At 68.6% G+C, this 17937-nt stretch carries 15 protein-coding genes, 1 pseudogene and 1 riboswitch; of the genes and pseudogenes, 10 read left to right on the forward strand and 6 right to left on the reverse strand.

The genetic code is table 11. The features are described from left to right. The first annotated feature begins 37 nt into the window (after positions 1 to 37). The 5 genes from HNQ61_RS12170 (at position 38) to HNQ61_RS12190 (ending at position 5167) form a co-directional block, all read left to right on the forward strand. Positions 38 to 2077 (forward strand): tetratricopeptide repeat protein, encoded by a 2040-nt coding sequence (locus HNQ61_RS12170; protein ID WP_170033235.1) that lies wholly within the window; start codon positions 38 to 40, stop codon positions 2075 to 2077. Next, on the forward strand, positions 2074 to 2502 hold the full coding sequence (locus HNQ61_RS12175) for an SxtJ family membrane protein (protein ID WP_170033237.1): 429 nt from the start codon (positions 2074 to 2076) through the stop codon (positions 2500 to 2502). The genes HNQ61_RS12170 and HNQ61_RS12175 overlap by 4 nt, the downstream gene beginning before the upstream one ends. A 17-nt stretch (positions 2503 to 2519) precedes the next feature. Beyond that, positions 2520 to 2669 carry a DUF5989 family protein gene (locus HNQ61_RS29210; RefSeq protein WP_420816089.1) on the forward strand — a complete coding sequence of 50 codons (150 nt, stop codon included), beginning with the start codon at positions 2520 to 2522 and terminating at the stop codon, positions 2667 to 2669. An 8-nt stretch (positions 2670 to 2677) separates the two neighbouring features. Then, a complete protein-coding gene (locus HNQ61_RS12185) occupies positions 2678 to 4513 on the forward strand; it encodes a carbamoyltransferase N-terminal domain-containing protein (RefSeq protein WP_170033239.1) in 1836 nt (611 codons plus the stop codon). A 135-nt stretch (positions 4514 to 4648) separates the two neighbouring features. Further along, entirely contained in the window at positions 4649 to 5167 is a 519-nt protein-coding gene (locus HNQ61_RS12190; RefSeq protein ID WP_170033241.1) for a hypothetical protein, read from the forward strand. 57 nt (positions 5168 to 5224) lie between these two features. Here HNQ61_RS12190 and HNQ61_RS12195 read toward each other — a convergent pair whose 3' ends face one another. Beyond that, positions 5225 to 5563: an antibiotic biosynthesis monooxygenase family protein gene (locus HNQ61_RS12195; protein WP_170033243.1), complete on the reverse strand. Its 339-nt coding sequence runs from the start codon at positions 5561 to 5563 to the stop codon at positions 5225 to 5227. A gap of 150 nt (positions 5564 to 5713) precedes the next feature. Here HNQ61_RS12195 and soxR point away from each other — a divergent pair, with 150 nt between their 5' ends. Together soxR and thiC are read left to right on the forward strand one after the other, a co-directional pair. Continuing rightward, the gene (soxR, locus tag HNQ61_RS12200) at positions 5714 to 6178 is read left to right on the forward strand and encodes a redox-sensitive transcriptional activator SoxR (protein WP_170035895.1); all 465 of its coding nucleotides are present in this window, start codon (positions 5714 to 5716) and stop codon (positions 6176 to 6178) included. Positions 6179 to 6364: 186 nt separating this feature from the next. Next, positions 6365 to 6462: riboswitch (TPP riboswitch) on the forward strand. A 157-nt stretch (positions 6463 to 6619) separates the two neighbouring features. Next, a complete protein-coding gene (thiC, locus tag HNQ61_RS12205) occupies positions 6620 to 8371 on the forward strand; it encodes a phosphomethylpyrimidine synthase ThiC (RefSeq protein WP_170033245.1) in 1752 nt (583 codons plus the stop codon). 279 nt (positions 8372 to 8650) lie between these two features. On the opposite strand, the gene HNQ61_RS12210 is transcribed toward thiC, so the two are convergent. Further along, on the reverse strand, positions 8651 to 9064 hold the full coding sequence (locus HNQ61_RS12210) for a hypothetical protein (protein WP_170033247.1): 414 nt from the start codon (positions 9062 to 9064) through the stop codon (positions 8651 to 8653). Positions 9065 to 9522: 458 nt separating this feature from the next. On the opposite strand from HNQ61_RS12210, the pseudogene HNQ61_RS12215 reads away from it, so the two are divergent. Next, positions 9523 to 9732 (forward strand): annotated as a pseudogene (locus HNQ61_RS12215) (hypothetical protein); the annotation flags it as partial. Positions 9733 to 9829: 97 nt separating this feature from the next. Here HNQ61_RS12215 and HNQ61_RS12220 read toward each other — a convergent pair. Together HNQ61_RS12220 and HNQ61_RS12225 are read right to left on the reverse strand one after the other, a co-directional pair. Continuing rightward, positions 9830 to 11038 (reverse strand): hypothetical protein, encoded by a 1209-nt coding sequence (locus tag HNQ61_RS12220; RefSeq protein ID WP_170033249.1) that lies wholly within the window; start codon positions 11036 to 11038, stop codon positions 9830 to 9832. 4 nt (positions 11039 to 11042) lie between these two features. Further along, on the reverse strand, positions 11043 to 11498 hold the full coding sequence (locus HNQ61_RS12225) for a hypothetical protein (RefSeq protein ID WP_170033251.1): 456 nt from the start codon (positions 11496 to 11498) through the stop codon (positions 11043 to 11045). Positions 11499 to 12019: 521 nt separating this feature from the next. Between HNQ61_RS12225 and HNQ61_RS12230 the strand changes: the two genes are divergently transcribed. Next, positions 12020 to 12214 carry a hypothetical protein gene (locus HNQ61_RS12230; RefSeq protein WP_170033253.1) on the forward strand — a complete coding sequence of 65 codons (195 nt, stop codon included), beginning with the start codon at positions 12020 to 12022 and terminating at the stop codon, positions 12212 to 12214. Positions 12215 to 12378: 164 nt separating this feature from the next. Here the strand turns inward: HNQ61_RS12230 and HNQ61_RS12235 are convergent, their stop codons facing one another. Next, complete coding sequence (locus HNQ61_RS12235) at positions 12379 to 12873, reverse strand: hypothetical protein (RefSeq protein WP_170033256.1); 495 nt, start codon at positions 12871 to 12873, stop codon at positions 12379 to 12381. Between the two features lie 353 nt (positions 12874 to 13226). Then, on the reverse strand, positions 13227 to 13820 hold the full coding sequence (locus HNQ61_RS12240; protein WP_170033258.1) for a hypothetical protein: 594 nt from the start codon (positions 13818 to 13820) through the stop codon (positions 13227 to 13229). Positions 13821 to 14635: 815 nt separating this feature from the next. Between HNQ61_RS12240 and HNQ61_RS12245 the strand changes: the two genes are divergently transcribed. Beyond that, positions 14636 to 17815, forward strand: coding sequence for an ATP-binding protein (locus tag HNQ61_RS12245; RefSeq protein ID WP_170033260.1), 3180 nt, complete (start codon positions 14636 to 14638; stop codon positions 17813 to 17815). Positions 17816 to 17937 lie beyond the last annotated feature (122 nt).

The raw sequence follows: 17937 nt of genomic DNA on the forward strand, positions 1-17937 counted from the left end.
GGCGCGTCGTGCGGCATCCCCGCCCCCGCGCACGTCCTTGCCGCGCCCGCCGCTCACGCCCGGGCGGCGCAGGCTGTTTACCGCGATCACGCTCGCGTTTCCGCTGCTTCTGCTCGTTCTGCTGGAGGCGGGGCTGCGGCTGGGCGGCTACGGCGGCAGCTATCCCGTGTTCGTCCCCGCGGCGAACGAGCCGGGGTGGATGTACCCCAATCCCGACATGGCGCGGCGGTATTTTCGCGACGGCACGCTGGCGCCGCTGCCGCAGATGGACTTCTACCGCGCCGAGCGCACGCCACGAACGTTCCGCGTCGTGTTCCAGGGCGAGTCGTCCGCGGCGGGCTTTCCGTACCGGCACGGCGGCGCGCCTTCGCGCATGCTGCAGCAGCGGCTTCAGCAGACCTTTCCCGACCGTGACGTGGAAGTGGTGAACACCGCGCTCACCGCCGTCAATTCCTACACGCTGCTGGACCAGGCGGGGGAGATCATCGCGCAGAAACCGGACGCGGTGATGATCTATACCGGACACAACGAGTACTACGGCGTCTACGGCGTGGGAAGCGCGCAGATGCCCGGACGGTGGCGGTGGCTGGTGCGCGGCTACCTGCGGCTGAGCCGCCTGCGGACTGTGCAGTTGATCCGCAACGCGCTCGTCCGTGTCGCCTCCGGTGCGCCGCAGGGTACGGAAGGCCCGCGCACCACCATGGAGATGATGGCCGGCGGCCAGCGCATTCCGCTGGATTCGCCGCGCTACCGGGAGGGGCTGGAGCAGTTCCGCGCCAACCTGGGGGAGCTTCTCGGTCGATACCGCGATGCCGGCGTTCCCGTGCTGATCGGCACGGTGGCCAGCAACGAGCGCGACCAGGCGCCGTTCATCAGCGGGCTGATGGCGCGAACCGACAGCTTCGCGTGGCATCGCGCCTACCGAGACGGGCTCGCCGCCTTTGAGCGGAACGACGACGCGGCCGCTGAGCGGGAGCTGCAGACCGCGCTGCGGATGGACAGCACCTCCGCGAATGCGTGGTACGCGCTGGGCCGCCTGTACGACCGCCGGGGCGACGCCGCGCGGGCGCGCACGCACTACCGCCATGCGCGCGAGCGCGACCAGCTTCGATTCCGCGCGCCGGACGCCATCAACCGCATCATCCGCGAACAGGCGGCCAGGTACGGCGCCACGGTGGTGGAAACGGAGCGCGCGCTGCAATCCGCGTCGCCCGGCGGCGTGATCGGCCGGTCGATGATGCTGGAGCACCTGCACCCCAACCTGGACGGCTACTTCGTCATCGCGGACGCGTTCTACAACGCGTTGCGGCAGAAGCGGATGCCCGCCGCGTGGAGCGGCGCCGTTCCCGCGGCGCAGGCGCGCGCGCAGGTGCCGGTGACGGACGCGGATTCGGTCGCCGGGTTGTTCCGCGCGGACCGCCTCCTTTCCGGCTGGCCCTTTCGCCCGCGCGGCGTGGTGGTGACGCCGGTGGTGGATACGCTGCACGCTCGCACCCCGGCGGAAGCCGTGGCGCAGGAGATGGTGCGCGGCGAGCTCCCCTGGCCGGAGGCGATGGTCCGCCTGATGGCGGAGTGCGAACGTACCGGGCGGTATAGTGAAGGGCTGCGCGTGGCCCGGGCGATGGTGGAGGAGTACCGCGCCGCGCCCGAGGCGTACAGCCGCGCCGGGCAGATGGCCATGCTGCTGGGCCGTGAGGACGAGGCCGCTGCGTGGGCGAACGCGTCCGCCGCGCGCGGTCAGACGGGGGAGAACGAGCAGCTTCTCGGGCTGCTGCGCCTGCGCGCGGGTGACCGCGAAGGCGCGCTCCGCCACCTGCGTGAAGCCGTGCGGCTGGCTCCCGGCGACCGGCGCGTCGGGGTCTCGCTGATGGCGGCAGAGGAACTGCCGCGGACGGAAGCCGCGCGCGTCGCCACGCCCCGCGACCCGCGCGTGCTGTTCGACCTCGCCGCCATGTACGCCGCCACGCGCCAGGTGGACCGCGCGCGCGAGGCGCTGGCGCGGCTGGCGGAGGTGCAGCCGGACCACCCCGCCGCGCGCGAACTGGCCAGCACGCTTCCGCCGCCGCCCGCGCCGTGACGCGCGACGGCGAGCACCACGAAAGTTTCCGCCGCGCGGAGCACCCCGGCGGCTCGGACCGCGCCTTCGGGCTGGTGATGGCGGCCGCGTGTGGCGTCTTCGGGTTGGCGCCGCTGCGTCACGGGGACGGCGCGCGCGTGCCGCTGCTGATTGCCGCGGCGGTGCTCGCCGGGATTGCGCTGGCCGCGCCCCGGACGCTGCGGCCGCTGAACCGCGCGTGGACGCGGTTCGGGATGATCCTGCAGCGGGTGACCACGCCGCTACTGCTGGGGATCGTCTTTTTCGCCGTCATCACCCCCATGGCGCTGGTGATGCGGATGCGCGGCCGTGACCCGCTGCGCCGCCGCGCCGACCCCGCCGCGCGGACGTACTGGATCGACCGGCCCCCGCCCGCCCCCGCGGAATCCCTCCGCCGCCAGTTCTAATCCACCGGACCGACGTGATCGACTTTCTTGCCGAGTTGTGGGCGTTCATGGTCGCCCGCAAGAAGCTGTGGCTGCTGCCGCTGCTCGTGATCCTGCTGCTGCTGGGCGGGCTGATCGTGTTTGCGCAGGGCTCCGCGCTGGCGCCGTTCATCTACTCCATCTTTTAGCGCCAGCCGTGCGCGTTCTGGGCATCTCCGCCTTCTACCACGACAGCGCCGCCGCGCTGGTCGTAGACGGGCGCGTAGTGGCCGCTGCGCAGGAGGAGCGCTTTACCCGCATCCGCCACGACGCGGCATTCCCGGCGCACGCGGCGCGGGCGTGCCTGGCCGCGGGCGGCATTCGCGCGGGCGACCTGGACCACGTCGTCTTTTACGAGAAGCCGTTCGTGAAGTTCGAGCGGCTGCTGGAGACGTACTTGGCGTTCGCGCCGCGCGGATTCCGCTCGTTCGCCGCGGCCATGCCGGTCTGGCTGCGCGAGAAGCTGTTTCAGAAAACGCTGCTGATCCGCGAGTTGGCCGCGCTGGACGCGTCGGTGGACTGGGCCGCGCGCCTGCTCTTTACCGAGCACCACGTGGCGCACGCGGCGAGTGCCTTCTACCCGTCCCCGTTCAGCGAGGCCGCCGTGCTCACGCTGGACGGCGTGGGCGAATGGGCGACGGCCACGGCGGGAACCGGGCGTGGCGCCGACCTGAACCTGACACGGGAGATCCACTTTCCCCACTCGCTCGGCCTGCTGTACAGCGCCTTTACCGCCTACACCGGCTTTCGCGTCAACTCCGGCGAGTACAAGGTGATGGGGCTGGCTCCGTATGGGGAACCGCGCTTTTCCGGCCTGATCCGCGACCACCTGATCGACATCCGCGAGGACGGCAGCTTTCGGCTGAACCTGGAGTTCTTCGACTACTGCACCGGCCTGCGGATGACCAGCGGGCGCTTTCACGACCTGTTCGGAGGCCCGCCGCGCACGCCTGACCAGCCGCTGACGCAGCGCGAGATGGACCTGGCCGCGTCCGTTCAGGCGGTGACGGAAGAGGTGGTACTGCGGATGACGCGCGCCCTCCACGCGGAAACGGGGATGCGCGACCTGTGCATGGCGGGCGGCGTGGCGCTCAACTGTGTCGCCAACGGGCTGGTGCTGCGCGACGGCCGCTTTCGGCGCGTGTGGATTCAGCCTGCCTCCGGTGACGCGGGAGGCGCGCTGGGCGCCGCACTTGCCGCCAGCCACGGCCTCGGCGTCCCCCGCCCGGCTCCGTCGCACGGGGACGGGATGTCGGGTGCGTACCTGGGCCCGGAGTACACGGATGACGACATCGCCGCGCGGTTGACCGCCGCGGGCGCGCGCTTCGAGCGGCTGGACGAGGAGGCGCTGCTGACGGCCGTCGCCGACGACCTGGCCGGGGGACGCGCGGTGGGATGGTTCAGCGGGCGCATGGAGTTCGGCCCGCGGTCGCTGGGGGCGCGCTCCATCCTGGGCGACGCGCGCTCGCCGTCCATGCAGTCCGTGCTGAACCTGAAGGTGAAGCACCGCGAGTCATTCCGCCCGTTTGCGCCGGCGGTGCTGCGCGAACGTGTCGCCGAATGGTTCGATCTGGATCAGGACAGCCCGTACATGCTGCTCGTCGCCCCCGTCCGCGCCGATCGCCGGCGGGAGATGACGGTGGCGGAAAACGCGCTGTTCGGCATCGAACGGCTGAACGTGCCGCGCTCGTCCATCCCCGCGGTGACGCACGTGGACTACTCGGCGCGCGTGCAGACGGTGCACGCGGACACCAATCCCCGCTTTCACGCCCTGCTGCGCGCGTTCGAGGCGCGAACCGGGTGCCCCGTGCTGGTGAACACCAGCTTCAACGTGCGCGGGGAGCCTATCGTCTGCACGCCGGAAGACGCGTTCCGCTGCTTCATGGGCACTGACATCGACACGCTCGCCATCGGCGGCTTTCTGCTGCGCAAGGAGGACCAGTCCGGTTCCCTTCGCGCCACCGACCACCATCTCGCCTTTGCGCCGGACTGAAGCCCGCGCGCCATCAGCAACCGGAAAGGGAAGCCGGAGCAACCGCGATCCGCCACGGAGCAGAAAAGCGGAAACCCGCCGGCAGGCCCTCTCGTAGCTGCCACGAGCCCAATCTTCACAGAACAGGGAGCGCGGATGGACACGTTTCTGTTTCCGGCGGATGTCGGCCTGGTGGTGGTCTCGATCATGGGCGCGGTCGTGGCGTTTGCGCTCGCGGCCATCCCCCGCGGACGCTGGATGACCTCGCGCGAGGCGAAAAAGAGCCGGCTGCAGAGGCTCCGCTTTGTCGGGATTGGAGTGGGTCTGGTGCTGCTCGTGGTTCTGCTCCCGCCGGGTGGATTCACCACGCTGACGGTTCAGGGCGACGCACTGGTACTGGAGTACGACCGCTCGAACCGCCGCGACACGGTCCCGATGGCGGAGATCCAGCAGCTTGAGTGGCACCGGCAGACGGGCAGGAATCGGAAGAGCGGAACCGTTCTGCGCATTCACACCCGGTTCGGCAACACGTACGCCAGCACGCCGGTTCCGCACGTGGAGGCGGCGGCGATGGAGCCCCGCCTTGCCGCGCGCGTCACCATCACGCCCCAGCCAGCACCGTCGCCCCCTTCCGTTTTCTTCCACCCCGGGGACGATACCCTCGCCCGTTGGTAGCGGACCGCCGCCTCAACCGTGGCGGGAAGGGTGGCGCGGGCCCTTTCCCCGCCACTCTCAATCCGCCAGCCGCCGGTAGTTCCCCATGTCGGCGCGGATGCCGAGCCACGCCATCAGTTCCTGCGGATTGAAGCCGTCCGCCCGGTGCATGGCCATCACCGCGGCTCGCGCGCCGTCGATGAACTCCGGGCCCTCCCACTCCACCATCGTCACCAGGTTGAACTCGCCGGGGCCGCCGGTCTGCTCCAGCAGAAAGTCCTGCACGAATCCCGGCTGTGTCCGGAGAAGTGCGTGCGTCATCCGCACTTTTTCCAGGAACTCGTCCCAGGCCAGGGCGGGAACGACGAACTTGTCCGTCCGGTACACGCGCCCCGCCTGCTCCACCACCTCGCTCATCATCGTCTCCCCGTCACGGATGCAGGATGCCCGCGCTCTTGCGGCGGGTGACCGCAACGGTAAACCTTCAACCACACTTGAAGGCAACACTGGCGTGCATCCCTGGAATCCGTGAACGGCGATTTTCCCGGCGGGCCGCCCTCGGCGCGGCTGCTCTCGATCGGAGAGTTGGCGAAACGTAGCGGCGTGGCGGCTTCTGCGTTGCGGTTTTACGAGGAGCGCGGGCTGATTCACGCGGTGCGCAATGCGTCCGGGTACCGCGAGTATCCGCGCGCGACCATCCGGCGCGTGGCCTTCATCGTGTTCGCGCAGCGGATCGGGCTGACGCTGGAGGAAGTGGCGGCGGAACTGGCGGCGCTCCCCGCGGACCGGGCTCCCTCACGGGCGGACTGGGCCACGCTTTCCGCGGGATGGACAGCGCGCATCGACGCCCGCATCGCCGAATTGCAGCGGCTGCGCGAAGGGCTCACGGAGTGCATTGGATGCGGATGCCTGTCGTTGGACCGCTGCCGCCTCGCGAACCCCGGCGACCGCGCGGCGACCCGCGGTGCCGGCCCGCGCTACTGGGCCGGCGACCCGCGTCCGCTTTCGGCGGATGCTGATCCGAACGGGTAAGTGATGGCTGTTCGTGAACGGGCATTCATGAACGTGGCCATGCAGTCTCCCGCCGCATCGTCCCATTCGTTTGCTGCCTGCCTGGAGATGTCATTGTCAGCTTGACAGCCCGGTAGATGGACGGGCTCATGGCAGAAAACGACGGCCGGGGTGGTCATCCGCCGTCCTCGTCGTTACCTTGTGAGCGCAAGCCGCCAGGGGTACCCCGCCGATGCGGGGTTGAGACAGTCCCTTGGAACCTGATCCGGTTCAAACCGGCGGAGGGAGCGCGGCGTGTCGTCATCCACGGAACCACCGCGCCCATCATCCGGCCGGAGGACCGTCGCAGGCGCCACACCGGGCATTCCGGCGTGGCGCCTTTTTGTCGTTTTGCGCCACCGCTGTCCATCCACCGGTCCCGGATCATCCCTCTCCCGCGCGCAGCATCCCCGAGGAGCGCAGATGACCGACCGAGCCCGCCCCCAGCCTTCCGTCACCGGCGACTACGGCGACGCCTTTCCCAACAGCCGCAAGGTGTACGCGGAAGGGCGCCACGGCGTGCGCGTTCCCCTGCGCGAAATCTCGCTGTCCGGCGGGGAGCCGCCGCTGCGCGTATACGACACCAGCGGCCCGCTCGGCTGCGATGTGCGTGTCGGACTGCCCTCCGTGCGCGGCGAGTGGATCCGCGCCCGCGGCGACGTGGTGGACGCGTCGCGCACGTACCGCCCGCTGGCGGGAACTCCGCTGATCGAGATGCCGGAAGCGCTGCACCGGCCCACGCTGCGCGGCACCGGTGGCGTGACGCAGATGGGCTACGCGCGGCGCGGCGAGATCACGCCCGAGATGGAGTACGTGGCGCTGCGCGAGGGGATGGACGCGGAGTTCGTCCGGTCGGAAGTGGCGCGCGGGCGGGCCATCATCCCGGCCAACATCAATCACCCGGAGCTGGAGCCGATGATCATCGGCCGCGGCTTCAAGGTGAAGGTGAACGCCAACATCGGAAACAGCGCCGTCTCGTCTTCCATCGAAGAAGAGGTAGAGAAGCTGCGCTGGGCCACGCTGTGGGGCGCCGACACGGTGATGGACCTGTCGACCGGAAAGAACATCCACGAAACGCGCGAGTGGATCATCCGCAACTCACCTGTACCGATCGGTACAGTGCCCATCTACCAGGCGCTGGAAAAGGTGGGCGGCGTTCCCGAGGACCTGACGTGGGAGCTGTACCGCGACACGCTGATCGAGCAGGCGGAGCAGGGCGTGGACTACTTTACCGTGCACGCCGGCGTGCTGCTGCGCTACGTGCCCATGACCGCCAACCGGCTGACGGGAATCGTGAGCCGCGGCGGATCCATCATCGCCAAGTGGTGCCTTTCGCATCACAAGGAAAGCTTTCTGTACACGCACTTCCGCGAGATCTGCGAGATCATGCGGGCGTACGACGTGTCGTTCTCGCTGGGCGACGGGCTGCGGCCGGGCAGCATCTACGACGCGAACGACGAGGCGCAGTTCGCGGAACTGCGCACGCAGGGCGAGCTTAACCGCATCGCGTGGGAGTTCGACGTCCAGACCATGAACGAGGGGCCGGGGCACGTGCCCATGCACCTGATCAAGGAAAACATGGACAAGCAGCTGGAGTGGTGCCAGGAGGCGCCGTTCTACACGCTTGGCCCGCTTACGACGGATATTGCGCCGGGGTACGACCACATCACGTCAGCGATCGGCGCGGCGCAGATCGGGTGGTACGGCACCGCGATGCTGTGCTACGTGACGCCAAAGGAACACCTGGGCCTTCCCAACCGCGACGACGTGAAGGCGGGGGTGATTACGTACAAGATCGCGGCGCACGCGGCGGACCTGGCCAAGGGGCACCCGCGCGCGCAGGAGTGGGACAACGCGCTCAGCAAGGCGCGCTTCGAGTTCCGCTGGCGCGACCAGTTCAACCTGGCGCTGGACCCGGTGACGGCGCTGAGCTACCACGACGAAACGCTGCCGGCCGAGGGCGCCAAGATCGCGCACTTCTGCAGCATGTGCGGTCCCAAGTTCTGCTCCATGAAGATCACGCAGGACGTACGGGACTACGCGGCGAAGCAGAAGGAGATCGAGGCGGGGATGGCCGGCATGTCTGCCGAGTTCCGCGAGCGCGGCGGCGAGGTGTACCTGCCCTCGTCCGAGATCGTCCGCGCGGACGCCGAGGAGACCGTCGCGGCGGATTGATGGCTGCGGTCCGCTTATGAACATCGCGGGGGAGCACCGGCCGGTGCTCCCCCGCGATTTCTCATCCTGCCCCGTTCCCTCGTCAGGTCCGATGCACCGCCAGCCGTCGCCGGTGCGGATCAAGAGCTTGTTGATTCTGGAGCCCCGCCACCAATCCACGTGCGTTCCCTTTCGTCGCCCAAGCCCTGCTGCGTTTACGTCTGCCGGATTTGTGACGTGCCGCTGAGCGAGTTGCGTGCGCAGTTCCAGACGGAGCACGGGGCGGGGCGGCGGAGAAGGTTAGGGCTCAACCTGAATGGAGAACTGCCGCCCGTCTGCATCCTCGACGAACGCGCTGCCATCGTCGTCAATTTCTCCGTCGGAGAAGTCGTCCTCCCATCCTCCATCGGGAAAGTCGATCTGGACCACCGCTCCGTCTTCGACCTCCACGTCGAGATCGTAAGACGCGGAGTACCCGGTTTCCGGATTGAAGTACTGGACTGCGGCCAAGTGCGTCCCATCGGAATACGCGGGTTCTTCATCGCGCTCGTACTCCTCCCCTCCGCTGCGTTCCTCGTCGGCGTCGCCTTCCAGGTCACCGTAACCAGCTTCGGAGATGTACCCGTCTTCCTCGTAGACACCTCCACGGGAGCCGCCGCAAGCCGAAGTGAAGAGGGTTGCGACGCAGAGCAATGCCGTCAGTAGCCGTTTCATGCTACGGGCGTGTGGGCACCGTTCCGGATCGTTCGTGCTAGCCCAACGCTCCTGCATTCGCGCCACTGAACCTCCGAGATCAAAGCGTCCATTCGCATACACGACGAATGATTAGAATCTACGAGGACATCGCGGTTGTTGCCTCCGCCCTCCACTGGCTCAATCCTACAATGCCCAATCGGAATCTCCAATCGTTTCATAAAGTAGTACAGGGTGCGAGGTGGTGCTCGTATCGCACTCGCTGCTGGGACAGCGTGGTAGTCCCTAGGCTCCCTGCCCGGCAAACCGCGCCCGGGCGGGCCATCATCCCTGCCAATATGAACCACCCGAGCCACTGCCGATGATCATCGGCAGTGGCTTCAAGGTCAAGACCAGCGACGACATCGGGTACAGCTCCGTCTTCTTGTACATGGAGGACTATGTGGAGATGCTGCGCTGGGCCATCTGTGGGGCGCGCCAAGATCGCGCACTTCTGCAGCATGTGCGGGCCGAAGTTCTGCTCGATGAAGATCACGCAGGACGTGCGGGATTACGCGGCCAAGCAGAAGGAGATCGAAGCGGGGATGGCCGGCATGTCTGCCGAGTTCCGCGAGCGCGGCGGCGAGGTGTACCTGCCCTCATCCGAGATCGTCCGCGCGGACGCCGAGGAGACCGTCGCGGCGGACTGATCATCAGTTCCGGCGATTCGCAACGGGGGGAGCACCGGACGGTGCTCCCCCCGTTGCGCACGGTGGTCCTCCGTTCGGGGCGCGGATCTCTGCTGTTCTACGTCAGGGGCGCCGGGCTGCGGGAGGCCCCCCTCCGCAACCGGAAGCGCCCATCCTGCCACGTGACGCGTTGGATAAGGATCATTTCGATCAGGATCCCCTTCCAGTAGTGAATCGCGAACCGCAGGACCGCCAAGACAACGGTGATCCCGATGAGCCACTGAAATCCCCGCACCAGTCCGGCGCCGGGCGCGCCGATGAAGCCGGCCAGCAGGATCATCCACGCGCCCAGATTCAGGGCGGGTAGCTGCGTCTCCAGGAAGAACGCCAGCTGCGAACGGACTTGATCGGTCTCGGGCAGGGGTACGCCGGTTTCGATATAGGCGCGGGCCGCGCCAACCCGCGCCAGGTGCTCCAGGGGCGAAAGGTCCTCGTCCCTCGGCAGCACTGATTCCGCGTTCTCACGAAGGTACTGATTCTCCGCCTGATCCAGGAATTCGATCGCGAAACGGTCCGCCCTCATCTCGTACACGGCGCGCAGCGTTCTCCTTCGCCTTGCGAGAACACCGCGCACCAGCAGAAGGGCCACAAAACACAGCCCGAGTACCAGAAGCGACGCCGGCGTGGGGTGCACGGCCGCGGCCGCGAGCACCAGCGTCACGAACGGAAGCTTCACGCCCTTCCGCAGCCCCGACTGGACAGCAAACTGGTCACCGAGCGTGTGCCCGAGTTCATGGTACAGGCAGAAGCGATCCTCCACGCCGGCTTCTTTCGGATCGTCGCGGACCAGGACGACGGCCCCGACGAACGGGATGTTGAACACACCCAGGCCCCCCGGCATCCCGCCGGATCTGCCGATGCCCACGCGAAAGAACCGTACACCCTTCTTGTGTTCGTACGGCAGGCCCAGCCGGTTCATGAAGCTCATCAGGCTTCGCTCGTCGATCCTGGCCGCGTCGCCTTCGCGGAGAATGCGGTCCCAGCCGATCGGCGTATACGTGCAATCCCGCAGGTTCACCAGGATCGCGGCCAGCGCGTCCCGTTGCACCTTCATCGCCGAAACCATCAGCCAGAACCCCATTACGAGGTCCCACAGCCCCGCGAGAACGATCAGCCGCTTTCCCGGGCCGCTGGGCAGCCAGACATGGCTCGCCACGGCGAGCGATATTGTTGGCCATACGCACAGCAGCCCCCACAGCTCCTTAGGAATGACGAAGAGCCAGATGGTGGCCCAACTCGCCCGCACGGCAGCCACGATCCTCGACACTGGCTTATGCATGCGAACCGGAGTCGCTCTCTTGCGCATCCGTTGCATCCATGTGAGCGAGGAACGACGAGATCAGCCGGTTGATGGTGGCGGGGTCGAGCTTGCCGGCGATGTCCGGAGGGACCTGGAAATCGATCCCCGTAACGTTGACTTCGCCCCCGCCGTTCACGGTGCCGATCTGGACAGACTGCCTGACGTGTTCCACCCGCGCGATGTGGATGTGCCAATCTGCCCTGCCCCGAAGGGCCGCCCACTGGCTGAGAAGGACGGCGCCGTTGGCGAGCAGGATGAGCGCTTCCGTCCAGTCCAGCCTGTCCCCGGAAATGGGGACGATCCGCACCTGCCCACGACGCTCGACGATGTCGTTCAGGTTCGTCTTTCCCACACGCCGGCTCTGCTCGGGGAAGGTTTCCAAGAGGACGGAGCGAATCAGCGCGAGTTCTTGAGCTTCATCCAGCATGGACGTTCCCTTTCCCGGCTCGGGTCGTACATATTCGTCGGACAGCTCGACTCCGATTTCCGCGACCCGTTCAACGTGGCGCTGGACCCCGTGCCGGCGCGGAGCTACCACGACGAGACACTGATGGCGGATGGCGCCAGGATCGCGCACTTCTGCAGCATGTGCGGCCCCAAGTTCTGCAGTATGAAGATCTCGCAGGGCGTGCGGGACTGCGCGGCGAGGCAGAAGGAGATTGAGGCGGGGATGCCAGCCTGTCCGCCGAGTTCCGCGAGCGCGGCGGCGAGGTCTATCTGCCCTCCGCGGAGATCATTCGCGAGGCTGGCGGGGGAGTCCGTCTCGGGGGATTGAAAGCGGCCCGGCAGGGGACAACAAAGCAGGGAGCACCTTCCAGTGCTCCCCGAAGTCGTACATGGCCTGCCAGCATTCACCAAGCTTGCTTTCCACGCTGCCTACACATACATTTCACGACGTAGTTTAACACAGCGTAGTTCCCGCTTGCCACTCTCGCGAAAGGACCGCCCATGAACAAGCTGAAGCTGGACATGGAGAAGCTCGCAATCGACTCGTTCGACGTCGGGGACGAACGCGAGGACACCGGAACCGTACGGGCGAACGACACCCAGTATCCCCACACGCATTCGTGCCGCACGGGCGTAAGCTTCTGCGCGAAGTGCTACTACTCGGCCAACCTCTGCGAATGCGGCGTCACCCCCTGATCGACGCCAGGATTCGGCGCGCGCGCGCGGAGGCAGTAGAGACCAGAAGAGGGCATAACGGCGGATCGAGCGCCGTCTGCCGGCTCTGAAAACAAAGCGGGGGAGCACCAGCCGGTGCTCCCCCGCGCGTTTGCGCCCGTGCCCCATCAGCCTCGCGCGGCGTGTCAGACGAAGTCGCGGCGGCGGCTCCAGAAGTAGAGCAGGAAAGGGGCGTGCAGGAGTACGAAGAAGAGCCCGCCCGTCCGCACCTGCGCCGGATCCGTCCCCGCCCCGCCCTGAGACGGCATCACCATGACGGCGAGGCACGAGAGCACCACCAGCGCGGAGATGCCGGTCGCGAGCCACCATCCCCAGCGGCGAAAGCGCTGCACGCCCCGCGCACAGGCAATCGTGAGCAAGATGATGGGAACGAAGCCCACCAGGATCATTCCGGGTTCCGCCGTGTCGCGGATGCTGGGCTCGCTCGTGAGCGGCAGCAGCAGAAAGAGCAGCGCGCTGAACGTGAACAGTGCCGCGGCCAGGTAGCAGCAGACGATGTAGATCTTGCCGATGACGCCGTGGCCGCGGGCGGCGTGCAATGCCGGCGCGCCGCAGTGCGGGCAGGCCGGCGACGTATCGGACAGCGTTCCGCCACATTCCCTGCAGGTGATCAGCGTCACAGGCAACTCCCTGGCGAGTAGAGGCGTGCGCGCCGCGGCGGGCCCCGCGGGCCACACCGGACGGCTTTCCGGTATCAGTTACGCAAGATCGGGGCAATACTGCGCGCCGCCCGGGACCCGCGCCGTCCTGTCGGTCCTGCAAATCCCCGCTTCGGGCTCGATCAATCCCACGTGCGCAGACGAGGACACCGTCGCATCCGCCGGCTGCGGCGGCGCTGGACGCGGATCGACTCGGTTCTGCTGACAAGAAAGCGGGGGAGCACCGTTCGGTGCTCCCCCGCTTTCATCCTCGCGTCGTCCCCGGACCTCTGCCCCGCCTCAGAGTCGAGGCGCGGCGGATGCCCCGGCCGGCCTCAGCCCAGGCGGTCGGTGCGGTTCTCGATGCGGTCGCCGGCGCGCTCCACGGGGCCGCCGACATGGTCGGTGGCGTGCTCGATCTTGTCGCCCGCCGTCTCCGCCGCGTGTCCCGCGGTGTCCTTGGCGCGCTCCCAGCCGTGGCGAACCGAGCTTTCCACGCGGTCCCACGCGCCGTGCTCGTCATCCTTCCAGCCGCGGCGGATGTCGGTGGACACGTCGTTCCACTCGCGCCCCTTGTAGTCGGGGTTGTGCCCGGCAATGTGACCCGCCGCATACCCGGTGCGCGCGTGGTCGTAGCTCAGGTCGCGCGGACGCACCGTGTCGGCCTCATGGTGGCCGCGGAAGTACTTGTCGTCGTCTTCCGTGTAGTGCGCGGCCGCCTCGCTTACCGAGCGTCCCGCCCACCATCCGCCCACCGCGCCGGCGATGCCGCCGATGAGGGTGCCCACCGGTCCGCCCACCGAGCCGATGGCCGCGCCGGCCAGCACGCCGCTGACACCGCCTGCGGCTTCGCCCAGCTCGTCCCCATGGCTGGGCTCGTGCGCGTGGTGCGTGCGTTCGATGGGCGAATGATCGTGGTCGTTTGTCATGGCTTTTTCCGCTGTTCGCGTAATCCCGTCCCGGCGTCCTCCGCGAGAACGCGGCGTTCAGGTTGGGGACCGCGTCGCAGTGCATGGCCCGCGCCACACTCCTGAATCAACGCTGGCACGCACCCCCGCGGGCAGGCGCCGCGAACGCAGGAACCACACGGAGGACGTCGGATGGGCGCCGGAACAATCCGCATCTGTTCTGGGCAGACTTTCATCAGTCGACCGTCATCCGCGATCACGGTCGATGAACGGCATGAGCGCCGGCGGACGGATATCCATCAATATGAATACCCGTTCACGAATCTCGCTCTGAGTGCTGCTGATCGATCAGCCGGTGGATCAGCTTCAGTGGATCAGCTTCTCCTCTCGCTCAACACGACCCCTGCGGCGGATCAACGGCGTGCCGCGCAGTGCCGTTCGGCGCCGTGCCCCGCAAACTGCCCTGACGCGGGGGGACGCGGAGGTGGCGGGGGTGCGCGGGGGAACAGATGAGGGAGGGAGGCGCGGGCGGCGGAGCACCACCCCGCATCCAGGGTTGCTGGCCCGAGTGGAAGAAGTCGTAGGCGATTCGCCTTCAAACCGTTAGCTTGCGCACGCAGCGTTTGCGGCGTCCCCGGGCAGGCTTTGTCCAGCGTGGCTCGGTTGTCGCATTCCGGCGAGCCAGAGCCAGGAACGCCCGCCTCAACCCCGGCCTGTCCGCGCGGGAATCCGGAAAGACGGCGGCGCATTCACGCGTGCGCCGCCTCTGTGTTCCGCCCGTTCCAGAAACGCCCTCCGTCGCCCTCCCGCCCGGCGGATGCAACCAAGGTGGCCGCTTGACCGTCACGATTCCGCCGGATGACGACCCCGCGCACGCGCCCGGGGTGAACGATCCCGCTCGCCTGTCCGCCCTGCGCGAAAGCGGCCTGCTGGACGCCGCCGCCGAGGAAGCCTTCGACCGCCTGACGCGGCTGGCGTCGGTGCTGGTGCATTCGCCCGCCACCTTCATCAGCCTGGTGGACGAAACGCGCGACTTCTACCTCTCCTGCGTGGGATTTCCCGACCCGCTCGCGCAGGAGCGGGAAATCCGCGGCCCCACCTTCTGCCACCTCGCCATCCAGAACAACGGCCCGCTCGTCATCCCCGACACCCGCGCCCGCCCCGAGTACGCCCGCATCCCCACGGTGGAGACGCTGGGCGTGGCCGCGTACCTGGGCGTGCCTATCCGCGGCGCCGACGGAATGGTGCTGGGCTCCTTCTGCGCCATCGACTTCGTACCCCGCGCGTGGACCGACACCGAGGTGGAGGTCATGGTGCAGCTGGCCCGCTCCGCCGAGCGCGAGATCGAGCTGCGCCGCCGCATCCGCCAGGTGGAGGACCAGGGCGAGGAGATGCAGGCCCAGGCCGCCGAACTGGAGGCGCAGGTGGAAGAGGCCCGCGAGGCCGCCGAGCAGCTGGAGCGGCTGAACGCGGCGCTCGAGGATGCACGCGCGGCGTCGGAAAGCGAGCGTGCACGGCTGCGTGAGGTCTTTGAGCAGGCACCGGTGGCCGTCGCGGTGGTGCGCGGGCCGGAGCACGTCTTTGAATCCGCCAATCCGGGCTACATCCGCATGGTGGGCGGGCGGCGGGTGGTGGGCAGGCGCGTGGCCGACGCGCTGCCGGAGGTGGTGGAGCAGGGCTTCATCGGCCTGCTTGACCAGGTGCGCGCCACGGGCGAGCCGTTCATCGGCACCGCCGTTCCGCTGGAGCTGCGGGATGAGTGGATGGGGACGGTGGAGGAGCGCTTCGTGGACTTCATCTACCACCCGCTGCGCGGCGCGGACGGCTCGGTGTCGGGGATCACCGCCATCATCACGGACGTGACGGAAAAGGTGCGCGCCGATGCCATCCGCGAGCAGGAACGCGAACGGCTGGCGCGGGTGGTGGCGCAGTTTCCGGGCGCGGTGGCGGTGCTGGAGGGGCCCGATCACCGCTTTGTCGCGGCCAGCGAGCAGTACCGCGAGCGCGCCGCCGGGCGGGAAATGGTGGGCCGCCCCTTTCGCGAGGTGTATCCCGAGGTGGACGGGCAGGGCTACTTCGACCTGCTGGACCAGGTGTACGCCAGCGGCCGGGAATGGTCCGGCTCCGGGGTGACCGCGGCGTGGGACGGCGACGGCGACGGGATCGCGGAGGAGCACCGGATCGACATCGTCTACAAGCCGCTGCTGAACGCCGGCGGGCGCGTGGAGGGGATCGCCACGCAGTACCACATCGTGGATGAGCGCGAGCGCTCCGCCGAGGCCCTGCGCGCATCCGACGAGCGGTACCAGCTGGCCTCGCGCGCCACGGCGGACGTGATCTGGGATTGGGACCTTCAGGCGGACTGCATCCGCTGGAACCCCGCGCTGGGGGAGCGCTTCGGACATCATCCATCCGACGGCGAGACCTCCGGGGGGTGGTGGCTGGAGCACATTCACCCGGACGACCGGGACAAGGTCGCCGAGGGAATCCACGCCGCCATCGACCGCGGCGCGGACACGTGGAGCGCGGAGTACCGCTTTCTGCGCGCGGACGGCGGCTACGCCGACGTGCTGGACCGCGGGCACGTGGCCCGGCCGCGGGAGGGCGCGGCGTCGCGCATGGTGGGGGCCATGCAGGACGTGACGGAGCAGAAGGCCGCGGATCAGCTGCGCCTGACCCTGTACGACGAGGCGGGGCGCGCCCGCGCCGAGGCGGACTACGCCAACCGCGCCAAGAGCCAGTTTCTGGCGCAGATGAGCCACGAGATCCGCACCCCCATCAACGCGGTGGTGGGCTACATCGACCTGCTGCAGGCGGGGGTGGCCGGCGACCTGAACGCGCAGCAGGCGGAGTACGTGGGGCGGGTGCGGGCCAGCGGGCAGCACCTGCTGGGGCTGGTGAGCGACATCCTGGATCTGTCCAAGGCCGAGGCGGGGGAGATGGAAGTGGCGCACGAGGCCACGCTCCTGCTGGGCACGACCGCGGCGGCGGTGGGGATGATCTCCCCGCTGGCGCAGTCCCGGGGCGTGCAGCTGCACGACGAATCGGTCTCCGCGGGCGAGGAGATGTACGTGGGCGACGAGGACCGGGTGCGGCAGGTGGCGGTAAACCTGCTTTCCAACGCGGTTCGCTTTACGGACGAGGGCGGGCGGGTCACCATCCGCTGCGCCGTGCGCGAGGCCCCGGCGGAGAGCGCGCTGGCCGGGCCGGGGCCGTGGCTGGCGGTGGAGGTGGAGGACACGGGCCGCGGCATTCCGGCCGGCGAGCTGGAGCGCATCTTCGAGCCGTTTTCGCAGGTGGATGGCGGGCACACGCGGCGCACGGGCGGCACCGGGCTGGGGCTGACCATCAGCCGGCGGTTCGCGCGGCTGATGGGTGGCGACCTCACCGTGCAGAGCGTGCTGGGCGAGGGAAGCCGCTTCGTGCTCTGGCTGCCCACGCCGGAAGGGGTGCATGCGCAGGCGGAGCTGCAGGGCGGCGCGGCGGGCGCGGCCGCGCCGACCAGTGGCGCCGACGAAGCGCCGGGTGATGTGTGGTTCTCGGGGTCGCCGGAGATCACGGGGCTGGCGGAGATCGGGCACCTGCTGGCCCGCGGCGCCGACGCGCTCAGCCGGCGCTTCGGCGAGCGCCTGCGCGGCGATCCGGCGCTGCCGCACGCGCGGGAGATGAACCGCGTGCAGCTGGAGGACCACGTCGCCACCTTTCTGCTGGAAACCGGCAAGATGCTCATCATTCTGGATGAGGGGCACGGCGATCCGGAGCTGATGCAGGACGGCACCAGCATCCAGCGGGTAATCTCCGAGCGGCACGGGGAGCAGCGCCGCCGCCTGGGGTGGACGGCGGACCACCTGCGGCGCGAGTTCGCGCTGCTGCGCGCGGAGGTGCACGCGCTGGTGGAGCGCGAGGCCGAAGGGCGCACCGCGGTGGAACTGGCGGGGGCGCTCAAGGTTCTGCAGCGCCTGCTGGACCGCGCAGAGCTGCGCGGCCTGCGCGCGTTCGGCGGGCCGGACCGGTAGCGTCCGCGTGTGCTGGGGTTGATCGCAGGGGAATCTCACCGCTTGGAGATCCCATTCGTGAACAGGCGTTCACAAAGGCGTCATCCTGAGGAGGCGCCGGATGATGCCGCCGACCCGCCGAA

Source organism: Longimicrobium terrae, assembly GCF_014202995.1.
Lineage (GTDB): Bacteria > Gemmatimonadota > Gemmatimonadetes > Longimicrobiales > Longimicrobiaceae > Longimicrobium > Longimicrobium terrae.

What these genes read in the sequence shown, in the direction of transcription:
- HNQ61_RS12190 (WP_170033241.1), top strand. Translation starts at nt 4,649, where the DNA reads ATGGACACGTTTCTGTTTCCGGCGGATGTCGGCCTGGTGGTGGTCTCG.
- HNQ61_RS12195 (WP_170033243.1), bottom strand. Translation starts at nt 5,563, where the DNA reads ATGAGCGAGGTGGTGGAGCAGGCGGGGCGCGTGTACCGGACGGACAAG.
- thiC (WP_170033245.1), top strand. Translation starts at nt 6,620, where the DNA reads ATGACCGACCGAGCCCGCCCCCAGCCTTCCGTCACCGGCGACTACGGC.
- HNQ61_RS12210 (WP_170033247.1), bottom strand. Translation starts at nt 9,064, where the DNA reads ATGAAACGGCTACTGACGGCATTGCTCTGCGTCGCAACCCTCTTCACT.
- HNQ61_RS12225 (WP_170033251.1), bottom strand. Translation starts at nt 11,498, where the DNA reads ATGCTGGATGAAGCTCAAGAACTCGCGCTGATTCGCTCCGTCCTCTTG.
- HNQ61_RS12230 (WP_170033253.1), top strand. Translation starts at nt 12,020, where the DNA reads ATGAACAAGCTGAAGCTGGACATGGAGAAGCTCGCAATCGACTCGTTC.
- HNQ61_RS12240 (WP_170033258.1), bottom strand. Translation starts at nt 13,820, where the DNA reads ATGACAAACGACCACGATCATTCGCCCATCGAACGCACGCACCACGCG.